The organism is Acinetobacter sp. Q186-3, assembly GCF_013420655.1.
Classification (GTDB): domain Bacteria; phylum Pseudomonadota; class Gammaproteobacteria; order Pseudomonadales; family Moraxellaceae; genus Acinetobacter; species Acinetobacter indicus.
In genome coordinates, this window is sequence record NZ_VOXS01000023.1 from 1 (window position 1) to 23,752 (window position 23,752).

Annotated in this window: 26 protein-coding genes; 16 read left to right on the plus strand and 10 right to left on the minus strand. The window is 46.0% G+C overall.

Going from position 1 to position 23,752, the window contains the following annotated elements; genetic code table 11:
* Positions 1-139: 139 nt before the first annotated feature.
* Positions 140-1,060, minus strand: coding sequence for a Dyp-type peroxidase (locus FTT64_RS13205; protein ID WP_005181383.1), 921 nt, complete (start codon positions 1,058-1,060; stop codon positions 140-142).
* 158 nt (positions 1,061-1,218) lie between these two features.
* Here FTT64_RS13205 and FTT64_RS13210 point away from each other — a divergent pair, with 158 nt between their 5' ends.
* A complete protein-coding gene (locus FTT64_RS13210) occupies positions 1,219-1,839 on the plus strand; it encodes a LysE family transporter (protein WP_005181385.1) in 621 nt (206 codons plus the stop codon).
* 67 nt (positions 1,840-1,906) lie between these two features.
* Here FTT64_RS13210 and znuB read toward each other — a convergent pair whose 3' ends face one another.
* The 3 genes from znuB to FTT64_RS13225 are packed head-to-tail and all read right to left on the minus strand — an operon-like array spanning position 1,907 to position 3,972.
* Positions 1,907-2,707, minus strand: coding sequence for a zinc ABC transporter permease subunit ZnuB (gene znuB, locus FTT64_RS13215; RefSeq protein WP_016658980.1), 801 nt, complete (start codon positions 2,705-2,707; stop codon positions 1,907-1,909).
* A gap of 3 nt (positions 2,708-2,710) precedes the next feature.
* The gene (gene znuC, locus FTT64_RS13220) at positions 2,711-3,502 is read right to left on the minus strand and encodes a zinc ABC transporter ATP-binding protein ZnuC (protein ID WP_016658981.1); all 792 of its coding nucleotides are present in this window, start codon (positions 3,500-3,502) and stop codon (positions 2,711-2,713) included.
* Complete coding sequence (locus FTT64_RS13225) at positions 3,475-3,972, minus strand: transcriptional repressor (RefSeq protein ID WP_005181393.1); 498 nt, start codon at positions 3,970-3,972, stop codon at positions 3,475-3,477. The genes znuC and FTT64_RS13225 overlap by 28 nt, the downstream gene beginning before the upstream one ends.
* A gap of 136 nt (positions 3,973-4,108) precedes the next feature.
* Here FTT64_RS13225 and FTT64_RS13230 point away from each other — a divergent pair, with 136 nt between their 5' ends.
* From FTT64_RS13230 to FTT64_RS13280, 11 genes are all read left to right on the plus strand, one after another.
* Positions 4,109-4,948: a metal ABC transporter solute-binding protein, Zn/Mn family gene (locus FTT64_RS13230; RefSeq protein ID WP_016658982.1), complete on the plus strand. Its 840-nt coding sequence runs from the start codon at positions 4,109-4,111 to the stop codon at positions 4,946-4,948.
* 171 nt (positions 4,949-5,119) lie between these two features.
* The gene (locus FTT64_RS13235; protein WP_005181400.1) at positions 5,120-5,518 is read left to right on the plus strand and encodes an ATP synthase subunit I; all 399 of its coding nucleotides are present in this window, start codon (positions 5,120-5,122) and stop codon (positions 5,516-5,518) included.
* A gap of 101 nt (positions 5,519-5,619) precedes the next feature.
* Positions 5,620-6,495: a F0F1 ATP synthase subunit A gene (gene atpB, locus FTT64_RS13240; RefSeq protein WP_004970145.1), complete on the plus strand. Its 876-nt coding sequence runs from the start codon at positions 5,620-5,622 to the stop codon at positions 6,493-6,495.
* 86 nt (positions 6,496-6,581) lie between these two features.
* Complete coding sequence (atpE, locus tag FTT64_RS13245; RefSeq protein WP_000424060.1) at positions 6,582-6,827, plus strand: F0F1 ATP synthase subunit C; 246 nt, start codon at positions 6,582-6,584, stop codon at positions 6,825-6,827.
* A 40-nt stretch (positions 6,828-6,867) separates the two neighbouring features.
* Positions 6,868-7,338 (plus strand): F0F1 ATP synthase subunit B, encoded by a 471-nt coding sequence (locus FTT64_RS13250; protein WP_005181403.1) that lies wholly within the window; start codon positions 6,868-6,870, stop codon positions 7,336-7,338.
* Between the two features lie 12 nt (positions 7,339-7,350).
* A complete protein-coding gene (locus tag FTT64_RS13255; protein WP_005181408.1) occupies positions 7,351-7,887 on the plus strand; it encodes a F0F1 ATP synthase subunit delta in 537 nt (178 codons plus the stop codon).
* 46 nt (positions 7,888-7,933) lie between these two features.
* Positions 7,934-9,478, plus strand: coding sequence for a F0F1 ATP synthase subunit alpha (gene atpA / locus FTT64_RS13260; protein WP_005181412.1), 1,545 nt, complete (start codon positions 7,934-7,936; stop codon positions 9,476-9,478).
* Positions 9,479-9,564: 86 nt separating this feature from the next.
* Entirely contained in the window at positions 9,565-10,434 is an 870-nt protein-coding gene (atpG, locus tag FTT64_RS13265) for a F0F1 ATP synthase subunit gamma (protein WP_005181426.1), read from the plus strand.
* Between the two features lie 26 nt (positions 10,435-10,460).
* On the plus strand, positions 10,461-11,855 hold the full coding sequence (atpD, locus tag FTT64_RS13270; RefSeq protein WP_005181429.1) for a F0F1 ATP synthase subunit beta: 1,395 nt from the start codon (positions 10,461-10,463) through the stop codon (positions 11,853-11,855).
* 26 nt (positions 11,856-11,881) lie between these two features.
* Positions 11,882-12,301 carry a F0F1 ATP synthase subunit epsilon gene (locus FTT64_RS13275; RefSeq protein ID WP_005181432.1) on the plus strand — a complete coding sequence of 140 codons (420 nt, stop codon included), beginning with the start codon at positions 11,882-11,884 and terminating at the stop codon, positions 12,299-12,301.
* Positions 12,302-12,436: 135 nt separating this feature from the next.
* Positions 12,437-12,919: a DUF2846 domain-containing protein gene (locus FTT64_RS13280; protein ID WP_180182474.1), complete on the plus strand. Its 483-nt coding sequence runs from the start codon at positions 12,437-12,439 to the stop codon at positions 12,917-12,919.
* 191 nt (positions 12,920-13,110) lie between these two features.
* Here the strand turns inward: FTT64_RS13280 and FTT64_RS13285 are convergent, their stop codons facing one another.
* The 3 genes from FTT64_RS13285 to FTT64_RS13295 all read right to left on the minus strand — a co-directional run bounded on the left by FTT64_RS13285 (position 13,111) and on the right by FTT64_RS13295 (position 15,563).
* Positions 13,111-14,109, minus strand: coding sequence for a pirin family protein (locus FTT64_RS13285; RefSeq protein WP_168405856.1), 999 nt, complete (start codon positions 14,107-14,109; stop codon positions 13,111-13,113).
* Positions 14,110-14,229: 120 nt separating this feature from the next.
* On the minus strand, positions 14,230-14,838 hold the full coding sequence (locus FTT64_RS13290; protein ID WP_163146337.1) for a hypothetical protein: 609 nt from the start codon (positions 14,836-14,838) through the stop codon (positions 14,230-14,232).
* Between the two features lie 182 nt (positions 14,839-15,020).
* Positions 15,021-15,563, minus strand: a complete 543-nt coding sequence (locus FTT64_RS13295) for a glutathione peroxidase (protein ID WP_005181445.1) — start codon at positions 15,561-15,563, stop codon at positions 15,021-15,023.
* 328 nt (positions 15,564-15,891) lie between these two features.
* On the opposite strand from FTT64_RS13295, the gene FTT64_RS13300 reads away from it, so the two are divergent.
* Entirely contained in the window at positions 15,892-16,803 is a 912-nt protein-coding gene (locus FTT64_RS13300; RefSeq protein ID WP_005181447.1) for a DMT family transporter, read from the plus strand.
* Positions 16,804-17,183: 380 nt separating this feature from the next.
* On the opposite strand, the gene FTT64_RS13305 is transcribed toward FTT64_RS13300, so the two are convergent.
* From FTT64_RS13305 to FTT64_RS13315, 3 genes are read right to left on the minus strand one after another with little or no spacing between them, the layout of a single operon-like run.
* Positions 17,184-17,750, minus strand: coding sequence for an L-threonylcarbamoyladenylate synthase (locus FTT64_RS13305; protein WP_180182473.1), 567 nt, complete (start codon positions 17,748-17,750; stop codon positions 17,184-17,186).
* A gap of 44 nt (positions 17,751-17,794) precedes the next feature.
* Positions 17,795-18,937 (minus strand): DNA-processing protein DprA, encoded by a 1,143-nt coding sequence (gene dprA / locus FTT64_RS13310; RefSeq protein WP_180182472.1) that lies wholly within the window; start codon positions 18,935-18,937, stop codon positions 17,795-17,797.
* Positions 18,938-18,953: 16 nt separating this feature from the next.
* Positions 18,954-20,111 carry a LysM peptidoglycan-binding domain-containing protein gene (locus tag FTT64_RS13315; protein ID WP_016658990.1) on the minus strand — a complete coding sequence of 386 codons (1,158 nt, stop codon included), beginning with the start codon at positions 20,109-20,111 and terminating at the stop codon, positions 18,954-18,956.
* Between the two features lie 119 nt (positions 20,112-20,230).
* On the opposite strand from FTT64_RS13315, the gene def reads away from it, so the two are divergent.
* From def to FTT64_RS13330, 3 genes are all read left to right on the plus strand, one after another.
* Positions 20,231-20,755, plus strand: a complete 525-nt coding sequence (gene def, locus FTT64_RS13320; RefSeq protein ID WP_005181462.1) for a peptide deformylase — start codon at positions 20,231-20,233, stop codon at positions 20,753-20,755.
* Between the two features lie 90 nt (positions 20,756-20,845).
* Complete coding sequence (locus tag FTT64_RS13325; RefSeq protein WP_016658991.1) at positions 20,846-21,268, plus strand: DUF2946 family protein; 423 nt, start codon at positions 20,846-20,848, stop codon at positions 21,266-21,268.
* A 73-nt stretch (positions 21,269-21,341) separates the two neighbouring features.
* Positions 21,342-23,393 (plus strand): TonB-dependent copper receptor, encoded by a 2,052-nt coding sequence (locus tag FTT64_RS13330; protein ID WP_180182471.1) that lies wholly within the window; start codon positions 21,342-21,344, stop codon positions 23,391-23,393.
* Positions 23,394-23,752 lie beyond the last annotated feature (359 nt).

Consider the following 23,752-nt stretch of genomic DNA (forward strand, 5'->3'; position numbering starts at 1 on the left):
TTTTGATTCCTTTAGCAAATTCTGCTGCAAGGTCTTTTAGTTTTTGTTCGTTCATCATGTTGCCTGACTCCGTTGTGAATATGAACATAGCAAATTCAGGCAATTACACAATTTAATTTACAGTCTCTTTTTTTATTTTTTACCCTTCCAGCACCGTTTCCAGCAACTCTTCACTTGGAGCGAAGTAGTAAGCCCCATCTAAAGCGGTCACAAAATGTAGTAAACGGTCATGAATACCATCTCCCGAGGTGCCAAACATACGCTCAAGCATCGCATCCAGAATAGTTAAATCCTTGGTATAGGCAATAAAGAATAAGCCTTGGTCACCTTGCCCATCCCCATACGGTAGGGAATGACGCAGAATTTCCATTTCTTCACCTTCATCATCTTCAACTACGGTACGGGCGACGTGGGCATTGTCAGGTTTCACCTCATCATCTAGCTCAATCGACTCAAGTTTGGTGCGACCCATCACTTGTTCTTGTGCATCGACTTTCAGACGTTTCCATTTATCTAAATCATGTGCATAACGCTGGGCAAAGACAAAGGAACCATCTTCAAAAATTCCGGCATCTTCGCCCAGTAAAGCGACTTCAGCACGGTCATCCGGGAATTGCGGGTTTTCTGTGCCATCAATAAAGCCGGTCATGTCGCGGCCATCAAAATAGCGGAAGCAGACCCGCTCATCCAGAACATCAACCTGATCCTGAATACCCTCAAAGAAAGACTGGCTCAGGGCAAAACAGATATCCGCACGGGCACTGGCAATATGAATGAGTACATCTGCCGGTACGACAGGCATCTGGAATGCGCCTTCAATCGGTTGTAACTGCTTAAAGCCAGCTGGAGTTTGGGAGTACAGTTGTGCCCAAAGTTCAGGTCCAAAGGCCACGGCAGTTTTAATTTGTGCATGAGGATGCTGGGTAATCAGGCGATCACGGGTATTAAAAAGATCAGCTAATTTTTCTTTTAATTGCTCAAGAGTTAAATCTTTTAAACGTAAAACAATAAAACGGGCATGATCTGAAGGTAATGGCAAGATTACAGATTGAGCTGTCATTCATGGCTCCTAAGTTTTTAATAATCAATCACTAAAACTATTGTGCCTGAACCGGTAGCAGCTTAACAGTCTCTGGATCAGATTTTTATTGCCTCTTTACTGCGCACTTAAAAGATGAATCGTCATATAATAATCTGTCATTTTTGTGGTGAATTACCATGTCTTATCAGATTTGGCTGGCCTATATGCTGGCCTGTTGGGTGATTAGTGTGTCGCCGGGCGCAGGTGCGATTGCCTCGATGTCGAGTGGGCTGAATTACGGTTTTCGTCATGGTTACTGGAATGCCATCGGGCTGCAACTGGCGCTGCTGGTACAGATTGCGATTGTGGCGGCCGGCGCGGGCGTGCTATTTGCGACCACGCCTTGGGCTTTTCTGGCAGTGAAATGGTTCGGGGTAGCGTATCTGCTGTATCTGGCCTATCTGCAATGGAAAGCGCCGGTACACTCGATTGAAATCCGGCAGGATTTACCACAGAAATCAGCTGGACGACTGCTGCTGAACGGTTTTCTGGTGAATATGAGCAATCCGAAAGCGATTGTATTTTTGCTGGCTGTCTTGCCACAATTTCTGGATTTATCCAAACCGCAGTGGATTCAATATCTGATTATGGCAGCAACCATGATTACGATTGATCTGATTGTGATGGCGGGCTATACCGGCCTGGCAGCTAAGGTTTTAAGATTGTTAAAGTCACCGCGTCAGCAGAAAGTCATGAACCGGACGTTTGCCGGTCTGTTTGCTGGTGCTGCATTTTTATTAAGTCTGGTGCATCAGTAATAGATGTTGATTTTCCCCTCTCAATGATAAAGAGGAGAGGGCTAGATGGAACCTTTCGGTTGATTGTTTAGGCCAGTTTTTTAAATTTCTGCATGGTAAAGATCAGGGCAAAAATCACCGCCATGGTCAGCACAATAGTCAGACCGGTCGAGGTATTTAAGCCGGCGCTGGACCATAAACCAACCGTTACCCCAATTTGTGCAATCACAAAAGCCCAAATCACCATCTGTTTCGGAGAATGCGCCAGCAGTCGTGCCGTGAGCGCCGGAATCACCAGCAGCGCACCCATCAATAGCGAGCCGACCGCGCGTAATGCCAGAACCGTAAACAGGGCCAGCAGCAACATAAAAATCAGACGTTGCCACTGGGCATGAATACCTTCACTGGCAGCAATATCCGGATCAATGGCAATCTGAATCTGGGCTTGCCAATACTTATATAGAACCAGCAGTGCACCGACAATCACCAGCGCAAAGATGGGTAAATCAGCCCAGGAGATCGTGAGCAGATCACCAAACAGGTAGCTGAGCAGTTCCGGGCGTAGGCTTGGAATGTGCTGGATAAACAGTAGACCGGAGCAGAGCAGGGTCGCAGAGCATAAGGCCAGCAGGGCATCATTCGGTAAGCGCGGATCATGCAGAATCCAAAGAATACCAACCAGTAATAAGGCTAAAAATGTAACGCCCATCCACAGCGGTAAGCTCAAGGCGCCGGCAATGGCCACGCCTAATAAGGTGCCATGTGCCATGGTATCGGCAAAAAAAGACATCCGGCGCCACAGCATCAGACAGCCGAGTGGCGCGGTCAGAAACACCAGTAAAGTGCCCATGATCCAGGCCGGAAGTAATAACGATAACCAATCCATCATGGTTTAGACTTCCGGTTCAGGGTGAATATGGGGACGGGAATCATGCTGACACGGCTCGGCATGGTCGCCATGCGCACAATGATCATGATGATGCTGATAGAACACCCGGTTGGTGCCAAAAATGGCCTGATATTCCGGATGCTGCTGCACGCTTTCGGGCAAGCCGCTACAGCAAATGTGTTTATTTAAACATACCACCCGATGCGTGCCTTGCATGACCCATTGCAGATCATGTGAGACCATCAGCACGGCACAGCCATATTTTTCTGGTAGGCTACGCACATAGTCATACAGCTCGGCTTCCGACTGGATATCCAGCCCCTGCATTGGTTCATCCAGCACCAGCACATCGGGTTGGCGCAATAAGGCGCGGGCCAGTAATACCCGCTGCCGTTCACCACCCGACAATTGCTGCACTTTGGAATTTTCCAGCTTGGCAATACCGGTATCGCGGATAATTTCTGCTTTTAACGTGCTGCTACATTTTTCTAAAGCCAGCAGATCCTTGACCCTTAACGGCAAGCTGTGTGAAGGATTGAATTTCTGCGGCACATAGGAGAATTTTAGTTTTTTATCGGCCAGTACTTTGCCAGCCGTGGGTTTGACAATACCGAGCATGACTTTAATCAGCGTCGATTTGCCGGCACCATTCGGACCAATGAGCGTGACAATTTCTTTCTCATGCAAAGAGAAATCGACCTGTTTTAAAATATCACGCTCATCAATCCGGACTTGAATCTGTTCAAGGCGAATCAGCGGCGCAGGACTTAGCGTTTGCTGGCGCAGTGCTGACATAAACCAGAAATCTCGATAATACTGTGATGGGCGGTGAAGTGGTCCGAAGCCGACAGCTCTGCCAGTTGCTGCAGTAAACCCTGCGCAGAAGCTTCTTTGACCACTTTGCATTCGGTGCAAATTAAAAACGCCGCCTGATGGCCTTCGCGCGGATGGCAGCAGGGAATATAGGCATTAATAGAAGTTAAACGGTGAATCAGCCCTTTTTCTAATAAAAAGTCGAGGGTGCGGTACACGGTTGGTGGTGCCGCCGGACGATCTGACTCACTTTTAATTTTGGCCAGCAGGTCGTATGCCCCCATCGGGCCCGAGGCATTTAAAATCAGTTCCAGCACTTCACGACGAAGTGGGGTCAGGCGAGCACCTGTGGCGGCACAGAGACTTTCGGCTTCAGCAAGACGCTGCTCAATATTTTGATGGTCGTGCACGCCATGTAATGCATCATGATGTTCATGAGAACATAAGCTCATAGCTACCCCAAGGAAATGTAGGAGGAAAATCGGACATTAAATTTTAACATGAAGTATAGTCAGATTCGATTATACATAGGTATTTTTGTTATTTTGTTATAATATAACATCTATCCTGTTTTATGATTTTGCGCTCATGTCCCGTTTTTTCGCCTTCTGTGCTCTGGCTTTGTTCAGTACCTTGAGTTGGTCTCAAAGTCTTGTTATTTCGACACAGCCGATTTATCTGATTGCCAAGGAAATTACACAAGGCATAGAAACCCCGACCTTATTATTGGCCGACCAGACCGGACATGATGTCAGTTTGACTCCTGCACATCGCAAGACCATTCAGGATGCAGGTCTGGTGATCTGGCTGGGCAAAGCGCATGAAGCGCCTCTAGAAAAACTGTTCAGCAATCAGAGCAAAGCTATTTCATTGCTAGATTCTGGCATTTTGCAAACGCTACCACAGCGTAGCCCTCGTGGTGCAGCATTAAAAGATACGGTCGACTCGCATGTCTGGCTTGATCCGAACAATGCCATTCGTATTGGCTTTTTTATTGCGGCCTTGCGTTCCCAGCAGGTGCCTGAGCAGCGTGAACAGTACTGGGCCAATGCCCGTGCCTTTGCCCAAGAGCTGCTCCTGACCGCAGACAAGTTTAAAAGCAAAGCCTCGGCCAAAGCCTACTGGTCTTATCATGATGCCTATCAATATCTGGAACGTCCGCTGAACCTGAAGTTTGCCGGCGCACTGACCCATGATCCGCATGTCGCTCCGACGGTGGCGCAAATTAAATATATGAATGATCATCGTCCAAACACGAAAATGTGTTTACTGGCCGAAGGTCATGCCAGCAAGAGCCAGTATCAGCGCCTGAATCCGATTGTGTTTCAAATGGTCGACGAAAGTATGAGTGGGGCAGGGGACTTTGTGCAGGCCTGGCAGAAATTGGCTACCCAAACGCAAAAATGTGTAATAAATGCGCAAAAATAGCGCGTTTTGGCGGCAAATTTGAATTATGACAATACGGTTACAGTTGTGCAAAAAAATACGACTAAGATCGGGAAAAGATTGCATGTTCAGGGGTGTAACTCTATAATGCCTGCGATAAAAAACGATCATCAGTTAAACTTGTCAAGCATTTATGCTGTGAGTGGAAAGTAAATGAGCCGAACTAGTCGCTTGATTGACCGACGATTAGCGAAAGCTTTGGTCTTCTTGCAAGCATTCATGATACCTGTTGCTGCATTGATTGCCTGGATATTCAAAGATGCTACAGCCGCCTTGAGTGCCGCACTTGGTGCATTGGTATGTTGGGTTGCAAGTTGTTATTTTTCCTGGCAGTCGTTCCGCGCAGCAGGCGCGAGAGCATCTAAACAAGTTCTGTCGAACATGTATAGGGGCATGCTCGGTAAGTTTGCGATTGTGATCGTAGGATTCATTTTAATTTTAAGCAATGTCGAGCCGTTGTCTCCGGTTGCATTGTTTTGTGGTTTTATTCTCGTTCAGGCCATGTCGTGGGTCGCTCCGTTTTGGGTGTCACGTCTACAAAAACGAGTATAGGCGCAGCAAAAATTGAAAAGTTTTTAGGAGATGAGCGAGATATCAAGCAGCACGCGATATTCGTTCCCTCTTTTGTTTTTGACATTGACCAGGTGTGATTTATGGCTGCTGAAGAACATGCCCTTACTTCGACCGAGTATATCAAGCATCACTTGACCAACATGACGTACGGCAAAATGCCAGACGGTTCATGGAAGTTGGCTGAGTCTGCTGAAGAAGCTCAACAGATGGGGTTCACTGCTATTCACTTGGATTCAATGGGTTGGTCTATCGGACTTGGTCTGATCTTCTGTTTATTGTTCTGGATTGTCGCGAAAGCTGCAAATTCAGGCGTGCCTGGTAAATTCCAGTCAGTAATTGAAGTGATTATCGAGTTTGTAGATTCAAGTGTACGTGATACCTTCCATGGGAAGTCTCGATTAATTGCACCCTTAGCATTAACCATTTTCGTGTGGATTTTCCTCATGAACTTGATGGATTTAATCCCTGTTGACTTTATTCCTTATGTAGCTCAACAGGCGATTGCATCTATGCTGGGTGTGGACCCTCATCAGGTTTACTTTAAAATTGTTCCGACTACAGATCCAAACATTACCTTAGGTATGTCTATTTCTGTATTCTTCTTAATTATTTTCTATAGTATTCGTGAGAAAGGTGTTGGCGGCTTCGTTGGTGAGTTGGCACTTAACCCATTTAACCCAAGTAATCCAGTTGCTAAAGTGCTTTTAATTCCATTCAACTTATTGTTGGAATTGACTACTTTCTTGGCGCGACCAGTTTCATTGGCTCTACGACTGTTCGGTAACATGTATGCGGGTGAGTTAATCTTCATTCTTATCGCGTTATTACCGTTCTGGATCCAGTGGGCATTGTCTGTGCCTTGGGCGATTTTCCACATTTTGATTATTACGCTACAAGCATTCATTTTCATGATGTTGACAATCGTGTACATGAGCATGGCAAGCGAAAAGCATTAATGGTATGGCCTAACTGTCATCGGGCGGTTGGGCACACAATTTTTTAACTTAATTTGGTATAAAACCTAACCTCTGAGGAATTTTTCATGGAACTCACTTTAGGTCTAGTTGCAATTGCATCTGCTATCTTGATCGCTTTCGGTGCTTTAGGTACTGCGATTGGTTTTGGTCTTTTGGGCGGTCGCTTCCTTGAAGCTGTTGCACGTCAGCCAGAATTGGCTCCACAACTTCAAACTCGTATGTTCTTAATCGCGGGTCTTCTTGATGCTGTGCCTATGATCGGTGTTGGTATTGGCTTGTTCTTCATCTTCGCTAATCCATTTGTAGGTTAATCAGCTTAATTCCCAAAAATCCACTATTTGAGGAATAGCAATGAATATCAACCTCACATTGATTGGCCAAGCGATTGCATTTGCGATTTTCGTCGCATTCTGCATGAAGTTTGTATGGCCACCACTAATCAATGCGATTAGTGAGCGTCAGCGTCGCATCGCTGATGGCTTAAATGCTGCTGAAAAAGCAAAAGCTGACCTTGCTGATGCGCAAGCACAAGTTAAGGCAGAGCTAGACGCAGCGAAAGCACAAGCGGCTCAATTGATCGAACAAGCGAACCGTCGTGCAGCACAATTGGTCGAAGAAGCGCGTACTCAAGCATCTGCTGAAGGTGAGCGTATCCGTCAACAGGCGAAAGAAGCTGTTGATACTGAAATCAATGCTGCTCGCGAAGAATTACGTCAACAAGTCGCTGCTTTGGCAGTTGCCGGTGCTGAGAAAATTCTTAGCCAGCAAGTTGACGCAGAAGCTCACAATGCCATGCTGAACCAGCTGGCTGCTAAACTTTAAGCGAGGCGAAATATGGCTGAACTCTTGACGTTGGCACGCCCATATGCGAAAGCAGCATATGCTTATGCCTCTGAGCAAAGTGCAACTGACAGTTGGTCACAAGCACTAGCATTGCTCAGTGCTGCGGTACAAGACGAAGCATTTTCAGCTTACTTAAATCGCCCTGAGCTTACTCCTGCAGAGCAGGTGAGTGTTTTTGCAAAAGTTTTAGGTGAAGACCAGACTGCAGCATTGTCAAACTTTTTGACTTTGCTTGCTGAAAATGATCGTTTGTCTTTAATGCCTGAAATTCAAGCAGAATATGAACAGCTCAAATCACAGAATAACAACAATGTGGACGTCGTAATTGAATCGGCTTTCCCATTGTCTGCTGACCAGGAACAAGTGTTGAAAGCGGCGCTGGAAAAGCGTTTCAACAGCACGGTTTCTATTGTAGTAGAAGTCAACCCGGCGTTAATCGCGGGTGTTGTTATTCGTGCAGGCGACCAAGTGATAGATGATTCTGCGCTTAACAAGCTTGAAAAAATGCGGACTCGTCTTCTTGCGTAATTGCATATAAGAAGACTGAACTTTAAAAAGATTGAGGTATAGCGCAATGCAACAACTGAATCCATCCGAGATCAGTGCGCTCATTAAACAGCGTATCGGCGATCTGGACACCAGCGCGACCGCTAAAAACGAAGGTACCATTGTTATGGTATCCGACGGTATTGTGCGCATTCACGGTCTTGCTGATGCAATGTACGGTGAAATGATCGAATTCGACGGCGGCTTATACGGTATGGCACTGAACCTAGAACAGGATTCAGTGGGCGTCGTTGTTTTAGGTAACTACTTAGGCCTTCAAGAAGGTCAAAAAGCTCGTTGTACAGGTCGTGTATTAGAAGTTCCGGTTGGTCCAGAACTTTTAGGCCGTGTCGTAGATGCTTTGGGTAACCCAATTGATGGTAAAGGCCCAATTGATGCGAAATTAACTGATGCTGTAGAAAAAGTAGCACCAGGCGTAATTTGGCGTCAATCAGTGGATCAACCTGTACAAACTGGTTATAAATCAGTAGATACAATGATCCCAGTTGGCCGTGGTCAGCGTGAGTTGATCATTGGTGACCGTCAGACTGGTAAAACAGCTATGGCGATCGATGCGATCATCGCTCAGAAAAACTCTGGCATTAAGTGTGTATACGTAGCAATTGGTCAAAAACAATCGACTATCGCGAACGTAGTACGCAAGCTGGAAGAAACTGGCGCTATGGCGTATACCACTGTTGTAGCAGCAGCTGCAGCTGATCCAGCAGCAATGCTGTATCTGGCGCCTTATGCTGGCTGTACAATGGGCGAATACTTCCGTGATCGTGGTGAAGACGCGTTAATTATTTATGATGATTTGTCTAAGCAAGCTGTTGCTTACCGTCAAATTTCATTGCTTCTTCGTCGTCCACCAGGTCGTGAAGCTTACCCAGGTGACGTATTCTATCTACATTCACGTCTACTTGAACGTGCTTCTCGCGTATCTGCTGATTATGTTGAGAAATTCACTAACGGTGAGGTTAAAGGCCAAACTGGTTCATTAACTGCATTGCCGATTATTGAAACTCAAGCAGGTGACGTATCTGCATTCGTACCGACTAACGTAATTTCGATTACTGATGGTCAGATCTTCCTTGAAACATCATTATTCAACGCGGGTATTCGTCCTGCGGTGAACGCCGGTATTTCTGTATCGCGTGTTGGTGGTTCGGCTCAAACGAAGATCATCAAAAAATTGTCTGGTGGTATCCGTACCGCTTTGGCGCAATACCGTGAATTGGCAGCGTTTGCTCAGTTCGCTTCTGACCTTGACGAAGCAACTCGTAAGCAACTTGAACATGGTCAACGCGTAACTGAGTTAATGAAGCAGAAACAATATGCGCCTTACTCAATTGCTGACCAGGCTGTTTCAGTTTATGCATCTAACGAAGGCTACATGGCTGACGTTGAAGTGAAGAAAATCGTAGACTTTGATGCTGCGTTAATTTCTTACTTCCGTTCAGAGCACGCTGCGTTAATGCAACAAATCGATGAAACTGGTGATTACAACAAAGACATCGAAGCTGCAATCAAAGCAGGTATTGAAAGCTTTAAAGCGACTCAAACTTACTAATTTAGCACTTTGCTAATTAGTGTTGGTTTGGTTCACGGATCAACCTTCGAGGGCTCGAAAGGGCCTTCGAATACTAGGTTAAGCGTATGGCAAACTTAAAAGAAATTCGCGCCAAAGTAGCTAGTATCAAGAGCACGCAGAAGATTACTCGAGCGATGCAAATGGTAGCTGCTTCTAAGATGCGTCGTGCGCAAGAGCGCATGGCTCAAGGCCGTCCGTATGCCGAAAATATGCACCGTGTAATTGCTCATTTGGTACAAGCGAATCCTGAATATAAACACCGTTATATGGTTGAGCGTCCTGTGAAGCGCGTTGGCTATATCATTGTTTCTTCAGATCGTGGTTTGGCAGGCGGTTTGAACATTAACCTGTTCAAAAAAGTGGTCAAACACGTACAACAGCAACAAGAGCAGTCAATTGAAGTTCAATTTGCTTTAATTGGTCAAAAAGCGGTTTCGTTTTTTAAAAACTACGGCGGTAAAGTACTAGGTGCAACTACAAACGTAGGTGATACACCAAGTCTTGAACAGTTATCTGGTTCTGTACAGGTGATGTTAGACGCTTATGATAAAGGCGAGTTAGATCGTATTTATCTGGTGTCCAACGGCTTTGTCAATGCCATGACTCAAAATCAAAAAATCGAACAACTTGTTCCTTTAGCAGCTGCTGAAGAAGACAAGACCCTGAACCGTCAATACGGTTGGGACTATATCTATGAACCAGAAGCAGAAGAACTGCTGAATGGTTTATTGGTTCGTTATATTGAGTCTGTGGTGTATCAAGGTGTGATTGAAAACATCGCTTGTGAGCAATCTGCACGTATGGTCGCAATGAAAGCTGCGACGGATAACGCAGGTGAGCTTATCAAGAACCTACAACTTATTTATAACAAGCTGCGTCAAGCCGCGATTACTCAGGAAATTTCTGAGATCGTTGGTGGTGCCGCTGCCGTTTAACATTATTTTGAATTGAGGAGACAGCAATGAGTAGCGGTCGTATCATTCAGATCATCGGCGCGGTTATCGACGTCGAGTTTGAACGCAACAGCGTTCCTAAGATCTATGACGCTCTTCACGTTGATGGCACTGAAACTACTTTAGAAGTTCAGCAACAACTTGGTGACGGCGTTGTACGTACAATTGCGATGGGATCTACTGAAGGTCTTAAACGTGGTTTGAACGTAACTAACACTAACGCGCCGATCTCTGTACCAGTAGGTACAGCGACACTTGGTCGTATCATGGACGTTCTTGGTCGCCCTATCGACGAAGCTGGTCCAGTTGCAACTGAAGAGCGTTTACCAATTCACCGTCAAGCGCCTTCTTATGCAGAACAAGCGGCTTCTACTGACCTTCTAGAAACTGGTATTAAAGTCATTGACTTACTTTGCCCGTTCGCGAAAGGTGGTAAAGTTGGTCTGTTCGGTGGTGCCGGTGTTGGTAAAACTGTAAACATGATGGAGTTGATCAACAACATCGCTAAAGCGCACTCAGGTTTATCTGTATTCGCTGGTGTTGGTGAGCGTACTCGTGAAGGTAACGACTTCTATCACGAGATGAAAGACTCTAACGTTCTAGACAAAGTAGCAATGGTCTACGGTCAAATGAACGAGCCACCTGGTAACCGTTTACGCGTAGCGTTGACTGGTCTGACGATGGCTGAGTACTTCCGTGATCAAAAAGACGAAAACGGTAAAGGCCGTGACGTATTATTGTTCGTTGACAACATCTACCGTTATACACTAGCAGGTACTGAAGTATCAGCACTTCTAGGCCGTATGCCATCTGCAGTAGGTTATCAGCCTACACTTGCAGAAGAGATGGGTGTTCTTCAAGAACGTATTACATCGACTAAGTCTGGTTCGATTACGTCTATCCAAGCGGTATACGTACCTGCCGATGACTTAACAGATCCATCGCCTGCTACAACGTTCGCTCACTTGGATGCAACTGTTGTATTGAGCCGTGACATCGCTTCTCAAGGTATTTACCCTGCGATCGATCCACTTGACTCAACTTCACGTCAGTTAGATCCACTGGTAGTTGGTACTGAGCATTACGAAATTGCTCGTGCAGTTCAAAACGTTCTACAACGCTATAAAGAACTGAAAGACATTATCGCAATTCTTGGTATGGACGAATTGTCAGAAGAAGACAAACTTACTGTATACCGTGCACGTAAGATCCAACGTTTCTTCTCTCAACCGTTCCACGTAGCTGAAGTATTTACTGGCGCGCCTGGTAAACTTGTACCGCTTAAAGAAACGATTCGTGGCTTTAAAGGTCTTCTAGCTGGTGAATACGATCACATCCCAGAACAAGCGTTCTATATGGTTGGTGGTATTGACGAAGTGATTGCTAAAGCCGAGAAACTTTAATTAGCTACCTAATTTAGGAGGTTCTCATGGCGACTATGCAATGTGACGTTGTAAGTGTTCAGGAGTCTTTGTACTCTGGCACTGTAACTATGCTAATTGCAAAAGGTGCTGGCGGTGAGTTGGGTATTATGCCTGGCCACGCTCCGCTGGTAACTTTGCTCCAACCTGGCGCGATCCGCGTTATTTTGGAAAATGGTACAGAAGAATTAATCTATGTATCTGGTGGTGTTCTAGAAGTTCAACCGCACGTTGTTACGGTTCTTGCAGATACTGCAGTCCGTGCAGAAAACTTGGATGAAGCGGCAATTATTGAAGCGCGTAAACACGCTGAACAATTGCTGGCGAATCAAAAGAGCGATTTGGACGCTGCTGCTGCTTTGGCTGCTTTGGCAGAAACTGCTGCACAGTTGGAAACGATCCGCAAAATCAAAAACCGCGCAATGTAATTGCTGGTTTAAGATTGAAGAAACCACCCGAAAGGGTGGTTTTTTTATGAATACTATTTAATGGAATATATTAGTAAATAACTTATATATTTGTTATATCTCATGCTCTTAAAAAATAAATAAGGGGAATTTGGGGTGTCAAATAAAATTATTTTACCGCTATTATTATCATTAGGTTTTGTTGGTTGTGCTTCGGTTCCGAAAGCAGATCCACAAACAGTGCAGCAACAAAAAAAGATTCAAGCGCCACAAGCAGGTCAAGCAGGAATCTATGTGTACCGCTCGAATAGCGTTGTAGGTGCAGGACTCAAGAAAGATATTTGGGTTAATGGTGAGTGCTTGGGTGAAACTGCACGTGGTGTTTATTTTTATACAGAGGTAGAAGGTGGTAAAACACATATTGTGTCTACAGAATCAGAGTTTTCTCCTAATCACCTGAACGTAACTACACAAAGTGGGAAAAACTATTATGTTCAACAATACATTAAACCAGGTGTATTTGTTGGTGGTGCAAACGTAAAATTGGTTGATGAGACTGAAGGTCAGCAGGCGATTGAAAAATACAGTTTGGCAGTAGGCGGCAAATGTTCTAAGCCTTCTATTCAACTTCCTAAATAATAATTTCCACATCTGTGTTTGCGGTTGCTGCAAGGTGTAAATCGCAAACACTTGCTTTTGATCTAAAGACTTTCATTCATCTTTACTTAACCCAGCTCTATATCCATTTTTCCAAACCCTGATAATTTCATTGTTTAATTTTTCATAAAAATAGCCTGAAACATGCCAAGCTGTTCTCATAAAAATAGAATTTAGAGCTGTTCAGGATATTCCTTATGCTCACCACCCTGATAAGTCGCAAAACGTGGCTGCTTGCGTTCAAACACCGGTGCCGGACTCGGCCATGGCCATTCACCAAAATGGGTGTCGCGGTAACGTTTAAAGGCAGCGTTCAGTTCATCTTCACTATTTAGTACAAAAGGCCCGCGCATGGCTACCGGTGCACCAATTGGTTCACCTTCAAGCCATAGAATCCGGGATTCGAGTAGTCCACCTTTTAAATGAATCTCGGCATCCGATTTCAATTCGGCCAAATGTTTCACGTCCATCTGCTGACCTTCAAGCTCTAAACTCTTACCCTGATAGAAATAACAGAAGCGGGTCGAGCTGGCGCTGGTGGCTGGAATAGTGACTTCAGCTTCGGGCGCTAGGGTAATCAGGTAAATATTCACCTTGTTTTCAGCCGGCGCTGCCCATGAATGAGGTGGACGTGGCAGGGCATCGGTTTCTTTAAATTGACCGGAAATCACCCGGATATCAGCTTTCTGGCCTGCCGCATTGGCTTCAATTACATGCGGAATCTGCTCGCGCCATAACATTTTATAATCAGCTGGCTGCTGTTTCTGCTCAGGCGATGAATTAAACCAGATCTGGAACAGCTCCATCGGGTTGGCTTGATCTTCATGCACGAGTGGAAACATCTCGCAGTGTTCGACGCCATTGCCGGTGGTCAGCCATTGCACATCTCCAGCGGCATAGCGACCGGCATTGCCGAGTGAATCAAAATGATCGACCACGCCTTGTTCCACTAAGGTAATGGTTTCAAAACCGGTATGTGGATGCTCAGGGAAACCGGGCACCACATTGCCATAATACATATTGTATTCTTTATTTTGTGGTGGCGTTTGCGGACCCAGTTGGGCATTGCCAGCCGGAAAATGATCCAGATGATGGGCACAGAAGATAAACGGATCTTTCAGATCTAAACGGAATGTCACCGGTACAACAGAATAAATCAGTGGATGCTGCATGGCAGACCTCTTATTTTTAAATGAACGCATTATTTTTTTAAATTTTAACCATCAGGATTAGCTCAAAAAGCTATCTCAATTAAGCAGACTCACCACCCAGATGGGCAGTGAGCCTGAAAATCAGGATTCAGTTGCTGCCTGATTTTCAGTATCAGTGTTTGCGCTTTCAGTATTTTCAGAATTCTCTGACTGTAACAGGATGCTGGCCAGTTTCACCATTTCAGACTGTACCGTGCCCATCTGCTGCTGAATTTTGGCAAAATCCACTTTGCTGAGATCAATCTGGCCATTTAAAAACGGCGAAGCCAGAACCTGTTCATTGGCTTGCAGAATGTTCTGGCGAATATTGTCAATTTCCTGACTTTTTAAATTCAAACTGTTTAAGGCGCTATTAAAGCCTTGTAACTGCTGTTGCAATTTGCTGGCTGCAGTTTGTAGCTGTTGATGATCCTGACTGTTGACGGCCTGTTGCAGCTCGGTCTGGGTCTGGCGCAACTGCTCGACATACTCACCGGCTTTCAGCTGCATATCAGCCACATCGCGCACAATATAAAACATATTGCCACTTTTTAAATCGGCTTGTGGTGCAGGGCTTTGCTGCTGGGAGGTGATTTCGGTATCCGGATCGGCTTCCGAAACCGGAGCGCTGGGCTGGTCACAACCGACCAGAAGTAGAGCTGAAGTCAGCAGGCCAAAGGGCAGGAGAAAATGGGAAAAGGCGCGTTTCATGGCAAGATCAATCACAATTTTTATCTTGCAGTTTAATATAGGGGCTTTAATTAAATAAAAAACAGATTGTTGCAAAGCAATAACAATTTTCCAGGGCAAACAGGCGGTGTGATGAGCGTGGCTTATGGATGTCTAGATCTATAAAAAAAGAGGGCCGCGACCCTCTTTGTTACTGTAAACAATTAACGCGCCAGTTCGGCATTAATCGCATCGACAATACGTGGGTCATCGGCCTGAATATCTGGGGCAAAACGTGCCACCACTTCGCCTTCTTTATTGATCAGGAATTTTTCGAAGTTCCACAGCACTTCAGGTGGTTCATTTGGGGTCAGACCATAATCCACCAGATCTTTCCACCATGGGCCTTCACCGATTCGCTCAGGAATGGCCTGGGTCAGACGAGCATATAGCGGATGTTTATCTTCACCCACCACTGAAATTTTGGCGAATAACGGGAAATCTACCTGATAATTCAGCGAACAGAACTGCTGGATTTCTTCATTGCTGCCGGGTTCCTGCGCCAGAAAGTCATTGGCCGGGAAACCGAGAATTTCCAGACCTTGTTCTTTTTTCTGCTGATAAAGCTTTTGCAGACCTTCATATTGCGGCGTCAGACCGCATTTAGAAGCCACGTTTACAATCAGCAGCACCTTGCCTTGATACTGGTTCAGTGTGGTTTCTTCACCCTGAATGGTCACGACCGGAATGTCATATACAGATGCCATGTGTTTATCCTAAAGTGATTTATTGTCGTTCTCTGTTGTAACGGGCTTTGCCCAATCCCGCAAGACCTATTGCTGCGGCTTTTGGCAGATTTTTGTATAGCGCTGTGTCAATGCGGCATATTTTAAGCAGGTGCGGAATCCCAGCAAAGTGGAGTGATGGAGCAATTTGAACGCAGCACAAGATTTCACCATCGCGAATTGCCCCAAAGCAGTTAAATTGGACTAGAATGAGGGCACAAGGAAAGTTTAAAAATAAAGTGAAAAGGCATTCATTCAGCGCAGGAAGCAGCGTCTGCTTCAGGCCGATCGACTCAACAAGGAACAGAATATGACACAGCAAGAAAAAATGCTGTCTTGGGCCATTCTTTTACCGGTCAGCGCGGTACTGATCTGGTCACTGAATATTGTCGTGACCCGCTATGTGACCGACTTTATCTCGCCGGTGAGCATCAGTTTTTATCGCTGGTTTTTTGCCTTTCTGATTCTAACCCCATTTATTTTGCCGCGGGTGATCCGTGAACGCGCCCTGATTGTACCGCATCTGAAACAGCTGGCAGTGCTGAGTGCCTTTGGACTGGTGCTGTATCAGGGACTGGCCTATACCGCTGCGCATTACACCACCGCCACCAATATGGGCATTATTAATGCCTTTATTCCGATTTTTACCATTTTTGTGTCGATGCTGATTCTGCGCGATATTCCGAATCGCTACGCCATTATTGGCAGCCTGTTGTCCTTTGCCGGGCTAATCTATGTGATGGGGCAGGGCAATCCTTGGGGCTTGCTGCATGCCGGTGGTCAGTGGGGCGATCTGCTGATGATTATTGCCGTGTTTTTCTATGCCTTTTACGGGGTTTTTCTGAAAAAATGGCAGCTGCAGATTCCGTTAATGCTGAGCCTGTATGTGCAGATTCTGTTTGCACTGCTGTATCACCTGCCGTTTGTGGCCTGGTTGGGTCTTGATGCTATCAATATGGCCAATGCCGGCAGCGTGATCTACGCCAGTATTTTTCCTTCATTAATTGCCCCTTTGGTGTGGATGATGGCGATTCAGCGTCTGGGACCGAACCGCACCAGTATCTTTATGAACCTGATGCCGGTGTTTACCGCTTTAATTGCCTTTGTCTGGTTAAAAGAGGCCTGGACCATTTATCACAGTATTGGTGGGGCGATTATTCTGTTCGGAATTGTGCTGGCCCAGAAAAAAACTGTGGCGCCAGTGCTGCTGAAAGCTAAATAATTGCCTAAAAAACGAACAAACAAACTTAATTTTTTGCTTGAATGATCTCGTGAATAAAGGCAAATAGACTTTAGTCGAGGAGAGTAGCTTTTAGCTTCTTTAAAAAGCACTTTAAAAAGAGCAAGATAATTTGAACTTTTTTCAAATAATGGTTGATTAATCATAGGTTTAAGCTGCTTTTTAAGAGCTAAAATATATTTGTTTTTTTTAAACTGTTCGCCCATAATACGCTCCATCGCAGATCAGCGACTGTTGCTGATTTGCCCAGAGATTTCGATACCCTCTGGATGTGATTGATACACATCCTTTTTTATGCTCAACCATCCCTATATGGTTGAGCTTTTTTTTGCCTGAAATTTCTTTCATTTCTGGCCCGATCTTCAGTCACGAATCACGGCACCGGTTTCAGCATCCAGAATACGGCTAGGTAACTGGCTGAGTCCCAAATCGCCATTTAAATAATTCAGCTGATTGCCAAAATACTGGCTGGCCTCTTGCAGGGAGCGCGCCGGTTCCTGTCCGGCCGGATTGGCACTGGTCGATACAATAAAGCCGCTAAAGGCATGACATAGCGCGACACAGAGCGGATGCGTGGTTACACGTACCGCGACTTTAGGATGCTGGCCTTTAATCCAGCTGGGAATATACTCACCTGCCGGCAACAACCAGGTGGTAGCACGCTCTGCGGGTGGATTGAGCCAGGAGTCGATCACCTGTTGACGCTGTGGTTCGGCCAGGTTGTGCAGCAAATGTTCTACCTGGGAAATATGACCTGCCAATAAAATCACGCCTTTTTCAATCGGACGCTGTTTCAGTTGCAGAATCTGCATAAAAGCATCTTGGTTATACGGGTCACAGCCGAGACCCCAAACTGCCTCTGTAGGATAGGCCAGCACCTGTCCTTGCTGTAGACAAGTGGCTGCTTCGGCAACAGAGGTTGTAATCATGTGGTACACCTTTCGAGGTTATGCGGGGTGTACTATTGTGAACCTTATTGTGATGGACGACAACGCAGATATAGCCCCGATTGCTGCATTGCCATCCCGAGCAGCTCCAGTTCCATTAACTGAGCGGTTAAATGGGCGGTTTCCTGTTGCAGTTCGCTGGCCAGCTGGTCCATGTTTTTACCAACCCAGTCCAGCTGGCTGTATAGGGCCAGCAGATGTTCGGGTAAGGTCGGGTGGGCAACTGCAGATGCTGTAGCGGATAAGGTCGCCTGCTGCTGGCTCAGCCATTGGGTTGGCAAGGCCAGATCTTCAATGACCTGTTCCGGATGATCAACCAGAATCGCGCCTTCCCGAATCAGTTGATGGCAGCCCTGATGAAATTCACTGTAAATATGTCCCGGAATGGCAAACACGGTTTTACCTTGCTCGGCCGCCAGTTTGGCGGTAATCAGCGAGCCGCTGTCCAGCGTGGCTTCGGCTACAATCACTCCCAGGCTAAGTCCACTGACAATGCGGTTACGCCGTGGAAAATGCTGCTGTAGCGGTTTGGTCTGTGGCAGGAACTCACTGATAATAGTGCCATGCCGTTGCAGAATCTGGTCACGCAGACCCTGGTGTGTGGCCGGGTAGGTGAGGTCGAGACCAGTACCCATCACGGCAATGGTACGTTGATGTTTTAGGCCGCCCTGATGGGCTGCTTCATCAATGCCTTGCGCCAGGCCACTGTTAATAAAAAAGCCTTTTTCACTTAAATAATAGGCAAAGTCATAAGCCACCTGCCGGCCATGCGGACTGGCTTTGCGACTGCCGACAATTGCTACTTGTGGCTGAAGTAAAGGTTGTGCCTGTCCTTGGCCAAATAAAATCGGTGGCTTGTCGGTATAGGGCAGCAGTTGGGTGGGGTAACCGACATCTTCGGGAATAAGAATAAAATCGGTATGTTGCTGGATGCGCTGCAGCAAGTGCTGGAAGTCGGCTTGTGCCTGTGCTTGATGAAAATCCCGTGCGCGTTGCAGATGGTTCTGATGCAGTCCCAGTTCTGCCCAGCGCTGCAGGTTGCCGGCTTCGGTGGCCGCAGCCGCCGAACCGAAGTGCCGGATTAATTTATAAAAGCTGGGGAGTGAATGCTGAACCAGATACCACAGGCGAATCGTTGCGAGATGACCGGGTGATATCGTATTCAGCATGGCTCATCCCTCAGTCTTAATCTTCCATAATCGGTGGCTGAATACCGGCCCCGACTTTAATTGGTAGTTCGCTGTCCAGAATATAGGCATAGCTGAGCTGGTCAAAGGTTTTAAAGACCATGGCATAGCCAATACGCTCGCCTGGCAGCTGCACCCGTTCACGGGTTTTCGGATCGGTGACCACTTCGCCTTTTTGAGTTACAGCAAATACATGACCGGATTGCACGCCGTGCGCCTGACCACGGTCAATGGTGACCACACTGTGTTTAGCTGCGGTACCAATTGAACCCATCACGCGTACCACCTGGCCATCTGCTGCAATGTGTTCGGCATTGGTCGGGTAGAATAGGGTTGGTAACATCGGGTCATATTCTGGCAGCACACGATCGCCACGACGCACTTCGGCATTGTAGGTATCGGTCAGTTCCAGGGTGGTAATATCATTTTCACCGCGTACTGCAATACCGGATGCAACCTGAGTCAGCTCCAGACCGGCATTGTATTTTTTACCGTTGGCATCGGTGAAGATATACGGTTCGCCTTCACGATACACGGCATAACGCTGGCCAACTTGCAGACCCTGACCGCGGGCATAGACATTCTGGCCTTTGGCCGCCAGGACACGCTGATCCGCCGTGCCTAAAATATAAGGCGTCTGTTGCAAAGATTCAGGGGCAATAATGCTGGTACGTTCCAGCCAGTGCTGGATGTACTCCAGTGGAATCACCGGAATGGTATTGTTGAGTGACTCGACCCGGATTTGCGGCTGCAGGCTGGTGGTGTTACCGGTATAACGACGGATAATACCTTCACAGCCATCACCTTCATCTTTACCAATGATCGGGCGGCCATCATAGGTACACATCAGCAGGCGATCTCCCGGGAAAATCCAGTGCGGATTTTTCACGTGCTTGTTGCTGGCCCAGATTTCACGCCAGCGCAGCGGGTTTTGCAGAAACTTCTTGGAAATATCCCACAGCGTATCGCCTTTTTTCACCACATACACATTTGGTGCATTGGCCTGTAAGGTCGGTGGGTTGATATTGCGTGCCGGTGCGGCCTGTACGGTACTGACTGCGCCCACCCCAAAACTGAAACAGACAGCAAGTGCCAGCGCCTGCTGTTTTAACCCCAAGGCACGAAAAGAAGATGTGCCCTTCAAAACCTTTTTCATTATCATAATTCCTAAAATTATGTATGTAGTTGCGTTATAATAACGATCTTACATACATTTTTTCGATGAAGCATTCCTTCATTCGGTTATTTGACCAATGGCAAAGCTGAGGACGTAATATGGCCTTATTACCTATTTTAAGTTTCCCCGATCCCCGTCTTCGTACCATTGCACAACCCGTCGAAGAAGTTACTGATGAAATTCGTCAGCTCGCCGCAGATATGTTTGAAACCATGTATGAAGCGCCCGGCATCGGGCTGGCTGCAACGCAGGTTGACCGTCATATTCAGCTGATTGTTATGGATCTGTCTGAAAACAAAGACCAACCGATGGTATTCATTAACCCCAAAATTACCCCATTGACTGAAGAAACCCAGCCTTATGAAGAAGGCTGCTTGTCAGTGCCTCAAATATACGACAAAGTTGAGCGTCCGTCACGTGTAAAAATTGAGGCAATTAACCTTGAAGGTCAAGCATTTGAGTTAGAAGCGGACGGACTTCTCGCTGTCTGTATCCAACATGAAATGGATCACTTAAATGGTAAGCTTTTTGTCGATTATCTGTCGCCATTAAAGCGCCAGCGTGCCCGTGAAAAAGTCGAAAAAGTGGTGCGTCAGCGTCAGAAAGTGGCGGTTAAACGCTAAACAGCCCTGCGACCAAAAGATCAGGACAAAACAGCCCAATTTCGATTGGGCTTTGTTATACTTGGGCCAGTCAAAAGCAGGAATATATGTTTGTTGATTCGTAGTGGTTTACTGCTCTCACTGATGGCAGTATTTTTACAGATTGCTGTTTTTTTACAGCCTTTGCTGCCGAAAGCCTATCAGGTGGCACCGGTCTGTGAAACCATTACGCGTGCGCTTTTATTGCCGGTTGATCATTCAGCGCATGGACATGCCCATTCCGAACATCTGTACAGTCAGCATCAACCAGTCATTTCAGATGACGGGCATAATCATCATGATGCCAATCATCAATGCCAGTACTGTACCGTGTACGGCAATCTCGTTTTACCGCCAGAACTCAGTGTGAAAGAAGTGCTTGATCGTATTCAAGTGCGTTTTATCGCTTTTGAAAAAGCTTTCCAGCATGTCTGGTTTGCACTGCAACGACTATTTCTTATTCCTCAGGGTAGGGCACCGCCACTGTTTGCATAAAACCGCGTTTGTTTTGCTTGGGTCTTGAATGACTTAAGCCGTGTTTTATATGTATTCCAGTGAGAAATGAAAAATGGCTCAGCCAAAATTCTTTTTACAGCCTCTTGCGGCTGCGATTTGTGTTGCTTGTTATTCACCAGTTGTGTTTGCAGAAACCCCAACACCCGTCCAAAGTCTGGCACCTATTGTGATGACTGCGCATCAGGGCAATGATGCCAACGGCCTGATTGTCCGTGCCGATCCGAAACAGCCAATTCAACCGATTCCAGCCACCGATGGCGCAGATTATCTGCAAAGTATTGTCGGTTTTAGCGCGGTCAACAGTGGCGCTGGTACCAATGGCGATGTGACTTTCCGTGGCATGTTTGGTTCGCGGATTAAAATTCTGACCGATGGCACAGAAAACCTGGGTGCCTGTCCGAGTCGTATGGATTCACCGACCTCCTATATTTCACCAGAAAGTTATGACCAGATTTCGGTAATTAAAGGCCCACAAACCGTGCAATATGCCAATACCGGTTCAGCTGCCACCGTGATTTTTGAGCGCCGTCCGGAACAGTTTGATGAAGATCAGCACTATCGTGGTCAACTGAGTGTGCTGGCCGGTTCATTTGGCCGTCTGGACCATAATATTGAGGTTGCAGCAGGCGACGAGCAGAAATATATTCGCCTAAATAGCAACCGTTCGGTATCGAATAGCTATCAGGATGGTGAGGGCAATGCCGTGCCATCGGACTGGGAACGTTGGAATGCTGATGTAGCACTGGGCTGGACCCCGGATGCAGATACCTGGGTCGAACTGACTGGGGGGAAAGCCGATGGTGAAGCGGTGTATGCTGGCCGGATGATGGATGGTTCTAAATTTGCCCGTGAAAGTCTGGGTTTACGTGTTGAAAAACAGAACGTCACTGATGTGATCAAGAAAATTGAAGCGCAGGTTAACTACAACTTTAATGATCATGTGATGGATAACTATAGTTTGCGTCAAGTCGGCATGGCTGAGCATCATATGACCCACGAAATGGTTGAGGCTAAATCTGCCATGAATGTGACGCGCCGTACCTTGAATGCCCGAATGGCCGTCACTCATGAATGGGACAAGTTGCAGTTTATTACCGGTGTGGATAGTCAGAATAATAAACATGGCAAAGGGATGTATTCTGCAACCATGCCAAGAATGAACTCACCTGTTACAACAGATATGGAGTTTCAATCTATTGGTGGTTTTGGTGAGTTGGGTTATCAGCTGAGTGAGCAGAATCGTTTGGTGGGCGGTGTTCGTGTCGATCAGGTTGAAGTAGATGCGGTACAAACCGCACAGCAACGTCAGGAAACCTTACCGAGTGCTTTTATTCGTTTGGAAAACCAGCATCCTCATCATGATGTTAAAACCTATATTGGTTTAGGTTATGTAGAACGTATGCCGGATTACTGGGAATTATTTAGAACTGATTTGAATGGTGTCGAAGGTTCGACATTTAAGTATTTGGAGCCAGAAAAAACGTTACAGTTAGATATTGGCTATCAGCATGAGCATGGTGCCTTTAGTTCATGGGCATCAGCATATGCAGGTTTGATTAATGATTTTATTCTGATGACCTATGATCCAACTGAACAAGTTCCAATGATGAAGAATGCAGCAGACTCACGTAATGTTGATGCCACCATTGCTGGAGCTGAGGTGGGGATAGGGTATCAGTTTACTGATGCTATTCAAGCAGATGTCAGCGCAATGTATGCCTGGGGTGAAAACACCACTGACAATACGCCGTTGCCACAGATTGCACCGCTTGAAGGTCGTGTAAACTTACGTTATATCCAGGATCGTTATACCTTGGGGGCCTATTGGCGAATCGTGGATGGTCAAAACCGGATTAGCCAGAATCAGGGCAATATCGTAGGTTATGATCTAAAAGAAAGTGCAGGTTTCAGCACTTTGTCCTTAAACGGCACGTACCATCTTTCCGATGGGGTTGATCTTTCTGTGGGAATCGACAACGTTCTAGATAAGACCTATACCGAGCATTTAAATAAGATGGGGGCGGCCGGTACAGGTCTGCCAATTACCCAGCAGTTCAACAACAGTGGCCGTAACTATTGGGCGAGAATGAGCTTTAAATTCTAATTAGCTCGAAATGCAGATAAAAAGCAGGACGAAAGTCCTGCTTTTTATTTTTAAAATTTTATTTATTTCAAAAACTTAATATAAATTGATATTTCCAAATAAAATAACGAATATTTTTCTTAAAATATTTTTTATAAATAAAACAATTATTTATAAATTTTTTGGATTATAAAATAAACACACGTTTCAGAAGTTTTTAAAAAGGTGTTGCAACCCCTCTGAAATCCTGTAGAATGCACATCCATCGGCGGTGATGTTGATAAAAACTTGTTGATAAACAAGGATTTAGCTAAAATGGTTGAGTTCTGGTTTAGGTGGTAAGTTTAGAAATAAAATCAACATTGCATGTTGACTTTCTA

What these genes read in the sequence shown, in the direction of transcription:
- FTT64_RS13300 (WP_005181447.1), top strand. Translation starts at nt 15,892, where the DNA reads ATGACACAGCAAGAAAAAATGCTGTCTTGGGCCATTCTTTTACCGGTC.
- FTT64_RS13225 (WP_005181393.1), bottom strand. Translation starts at nt 3,972, where the DNA reads ATGAGCTTATGTTCTCATGAACATCATGATGCATTACATGGCGTGCAC.
- FTT64_RS13275 (WP_005181432.1), top strand. Translation starts at nt 11,882, where the DNA reads ATGGCGACTATGCAATGTGACGTTGTAAGTGTTCAGGAGTCTTTGTAC.
- atpE (WP_000424060.1), top strand. Translation starts at nt 6,582, where the DNA reads ATGGAACTCACTTTAGGTCTAGTTGCAATTGCATCTGCTATCTTGATC.
- znuB (WP_016658980.1), bottom strand. Translation starts at nt 2,707, where the DNA reads ATGATGGATTGGTTATCGTTATTACTTCCGGCCTGGATCATGGGCACT.
- FTT64_RS13315 (WP_016658990.1), bottom strand. Translation starts at nt 20,111, where the DNA reads ATGAAAAAGGTTTTGAAGGGCACATCTTCTTTTCGTGCCTTGGGGTTA.
- atpA (WP_005181412.1), top strand. Translation starts at nt 7,934, where the DNA reads ATGCAACAACTGAATCCATCCGAGATCAGTGCGCTCATTAAACAGCGT.
- FTT64_RS13230 (WP_016658982.1), top strand. Translation starts at nt 4,109, where the DNA reads ATGTCCCGTTTTTTCGCCTTCTGTGCTCTGGCTTTGTTCAGTACCTTG.
- FTT64_RS13285 (WP_168405856.1), bottom strand. Translation starts at nt 14,109, where the DNA reads ATGCAGCATCCACTGATTTATTCTGTTGTACCGGTGACATTCCGTTTA.
- FTT64_RS13295 (WP_005181445.1), bottom strand. Translation starts at nt 15,563, where the DNA reads ATGGCATCTGTATATGACATTCCGGTCGTGACCATTCAGGGTGAAGAA.
- FTT64_RS13305 (WP_180182473.1), bottom strand. Translation starts at nt 17,750, where the DNA reads ATGATTACAACCTCTGTTGCCGAAGCAGCCACTTGTCTACAGCAAGGA.
- znuC (WP_016658981.1), bottom strand. Translation starts at nt 3,502, where the DNA reads ATGTCAGCACTGCGCCAGCAAACGCTAAGTCCTGCGCCGCTGATTCGC.
- FTT64_RS13255 (WP_005181408.1), top strand. Translation starts at nt 7,351, where the DNA reads ATGGCTGAACTCTTGACGTTGGCACGCCCATATGCGAAAGCAGCATAT.
- FTT64_RS13330 (WP_180182471.1), top strand. Translation starts at nt 21,342, where the DNA reads ATGGCTCAGCCAAAATTCTTTTTACAGCCTCTTGCGGCTGCGATTTGT.
- FTT64_RS13235 (WP_005181400.1), top strand. Translation starts at nt 5,120, where the DNA reads ATGAGCCGAACTAGTCGCTTGATTGACCGACGATTAGCGAAAGCTTTG.
- def (WP_005181462.1), top strand. Translation starts at nt 20,231, where the DNA reads ATGGCCTTATTACCTATTTTAAGTTTCCCCGATCCCCGTCTTCGTACC.
- atpD (WP_005181429.1), top strand. Translation starts at nt 10,461, where the DNA reads ATGAGTAGCGGTCGTATCATTCAGATCATCGGCGCGGTTATCGACGTC.
- FTT64_RS13290 (WP_163146337.1), bottom strand. Translation starts at nt 14,838, where the DNA reads ATGAAACGCGCCTTTTCCCATTTTCTCCTGCCCTTTGGCCTGCTGACT.
- FTT64_RS13205 (WP_005181383.1), bottom strand. Translation starts at nt 1,060, where the DNA reads ATGACAGCTCAATCTGTAATCTTGCCATTACCTTCAGATCATGCCCGT.
- atpG (WP_005181426.1), top strand. Translation starts at nt 9,565, where the DNA reads ATGGCAAACTTAAAAGAAATTCGCGCCAAAGTAGCTAGTATCAAGAGC.
- FTT64_RS13250 (WP_005181403.1), top strand. Translation starts at nt 6,868, where the DNA reads ATGAATATCAACCTCACATTGATTGGCCAAGCGATTGCATTTGCGATT.
- FTT64_RS13210 (WP_005181385.1), top strand. Translation starts at nt 1,219, where the DNA reads ATGTCTTATCAGATTTGGCTGGCCTATATGCTGGCCTGTTGGGTGATT.
- atpB (WP_004970145.1), top strand. Translation starts at nt 5,620, where the DNA reads ATGGCTGCTGAAGAACATGCCCTTACTTCGACCGAGTATATCAAGCAT.
- dprA (WP_180182472.1), bottom strand. Translation starts at nt 18,937, where the DNA reads ATGCTGAATACGATATCACCCGGTCATCTCGCAACGATTCGCCTGTGG.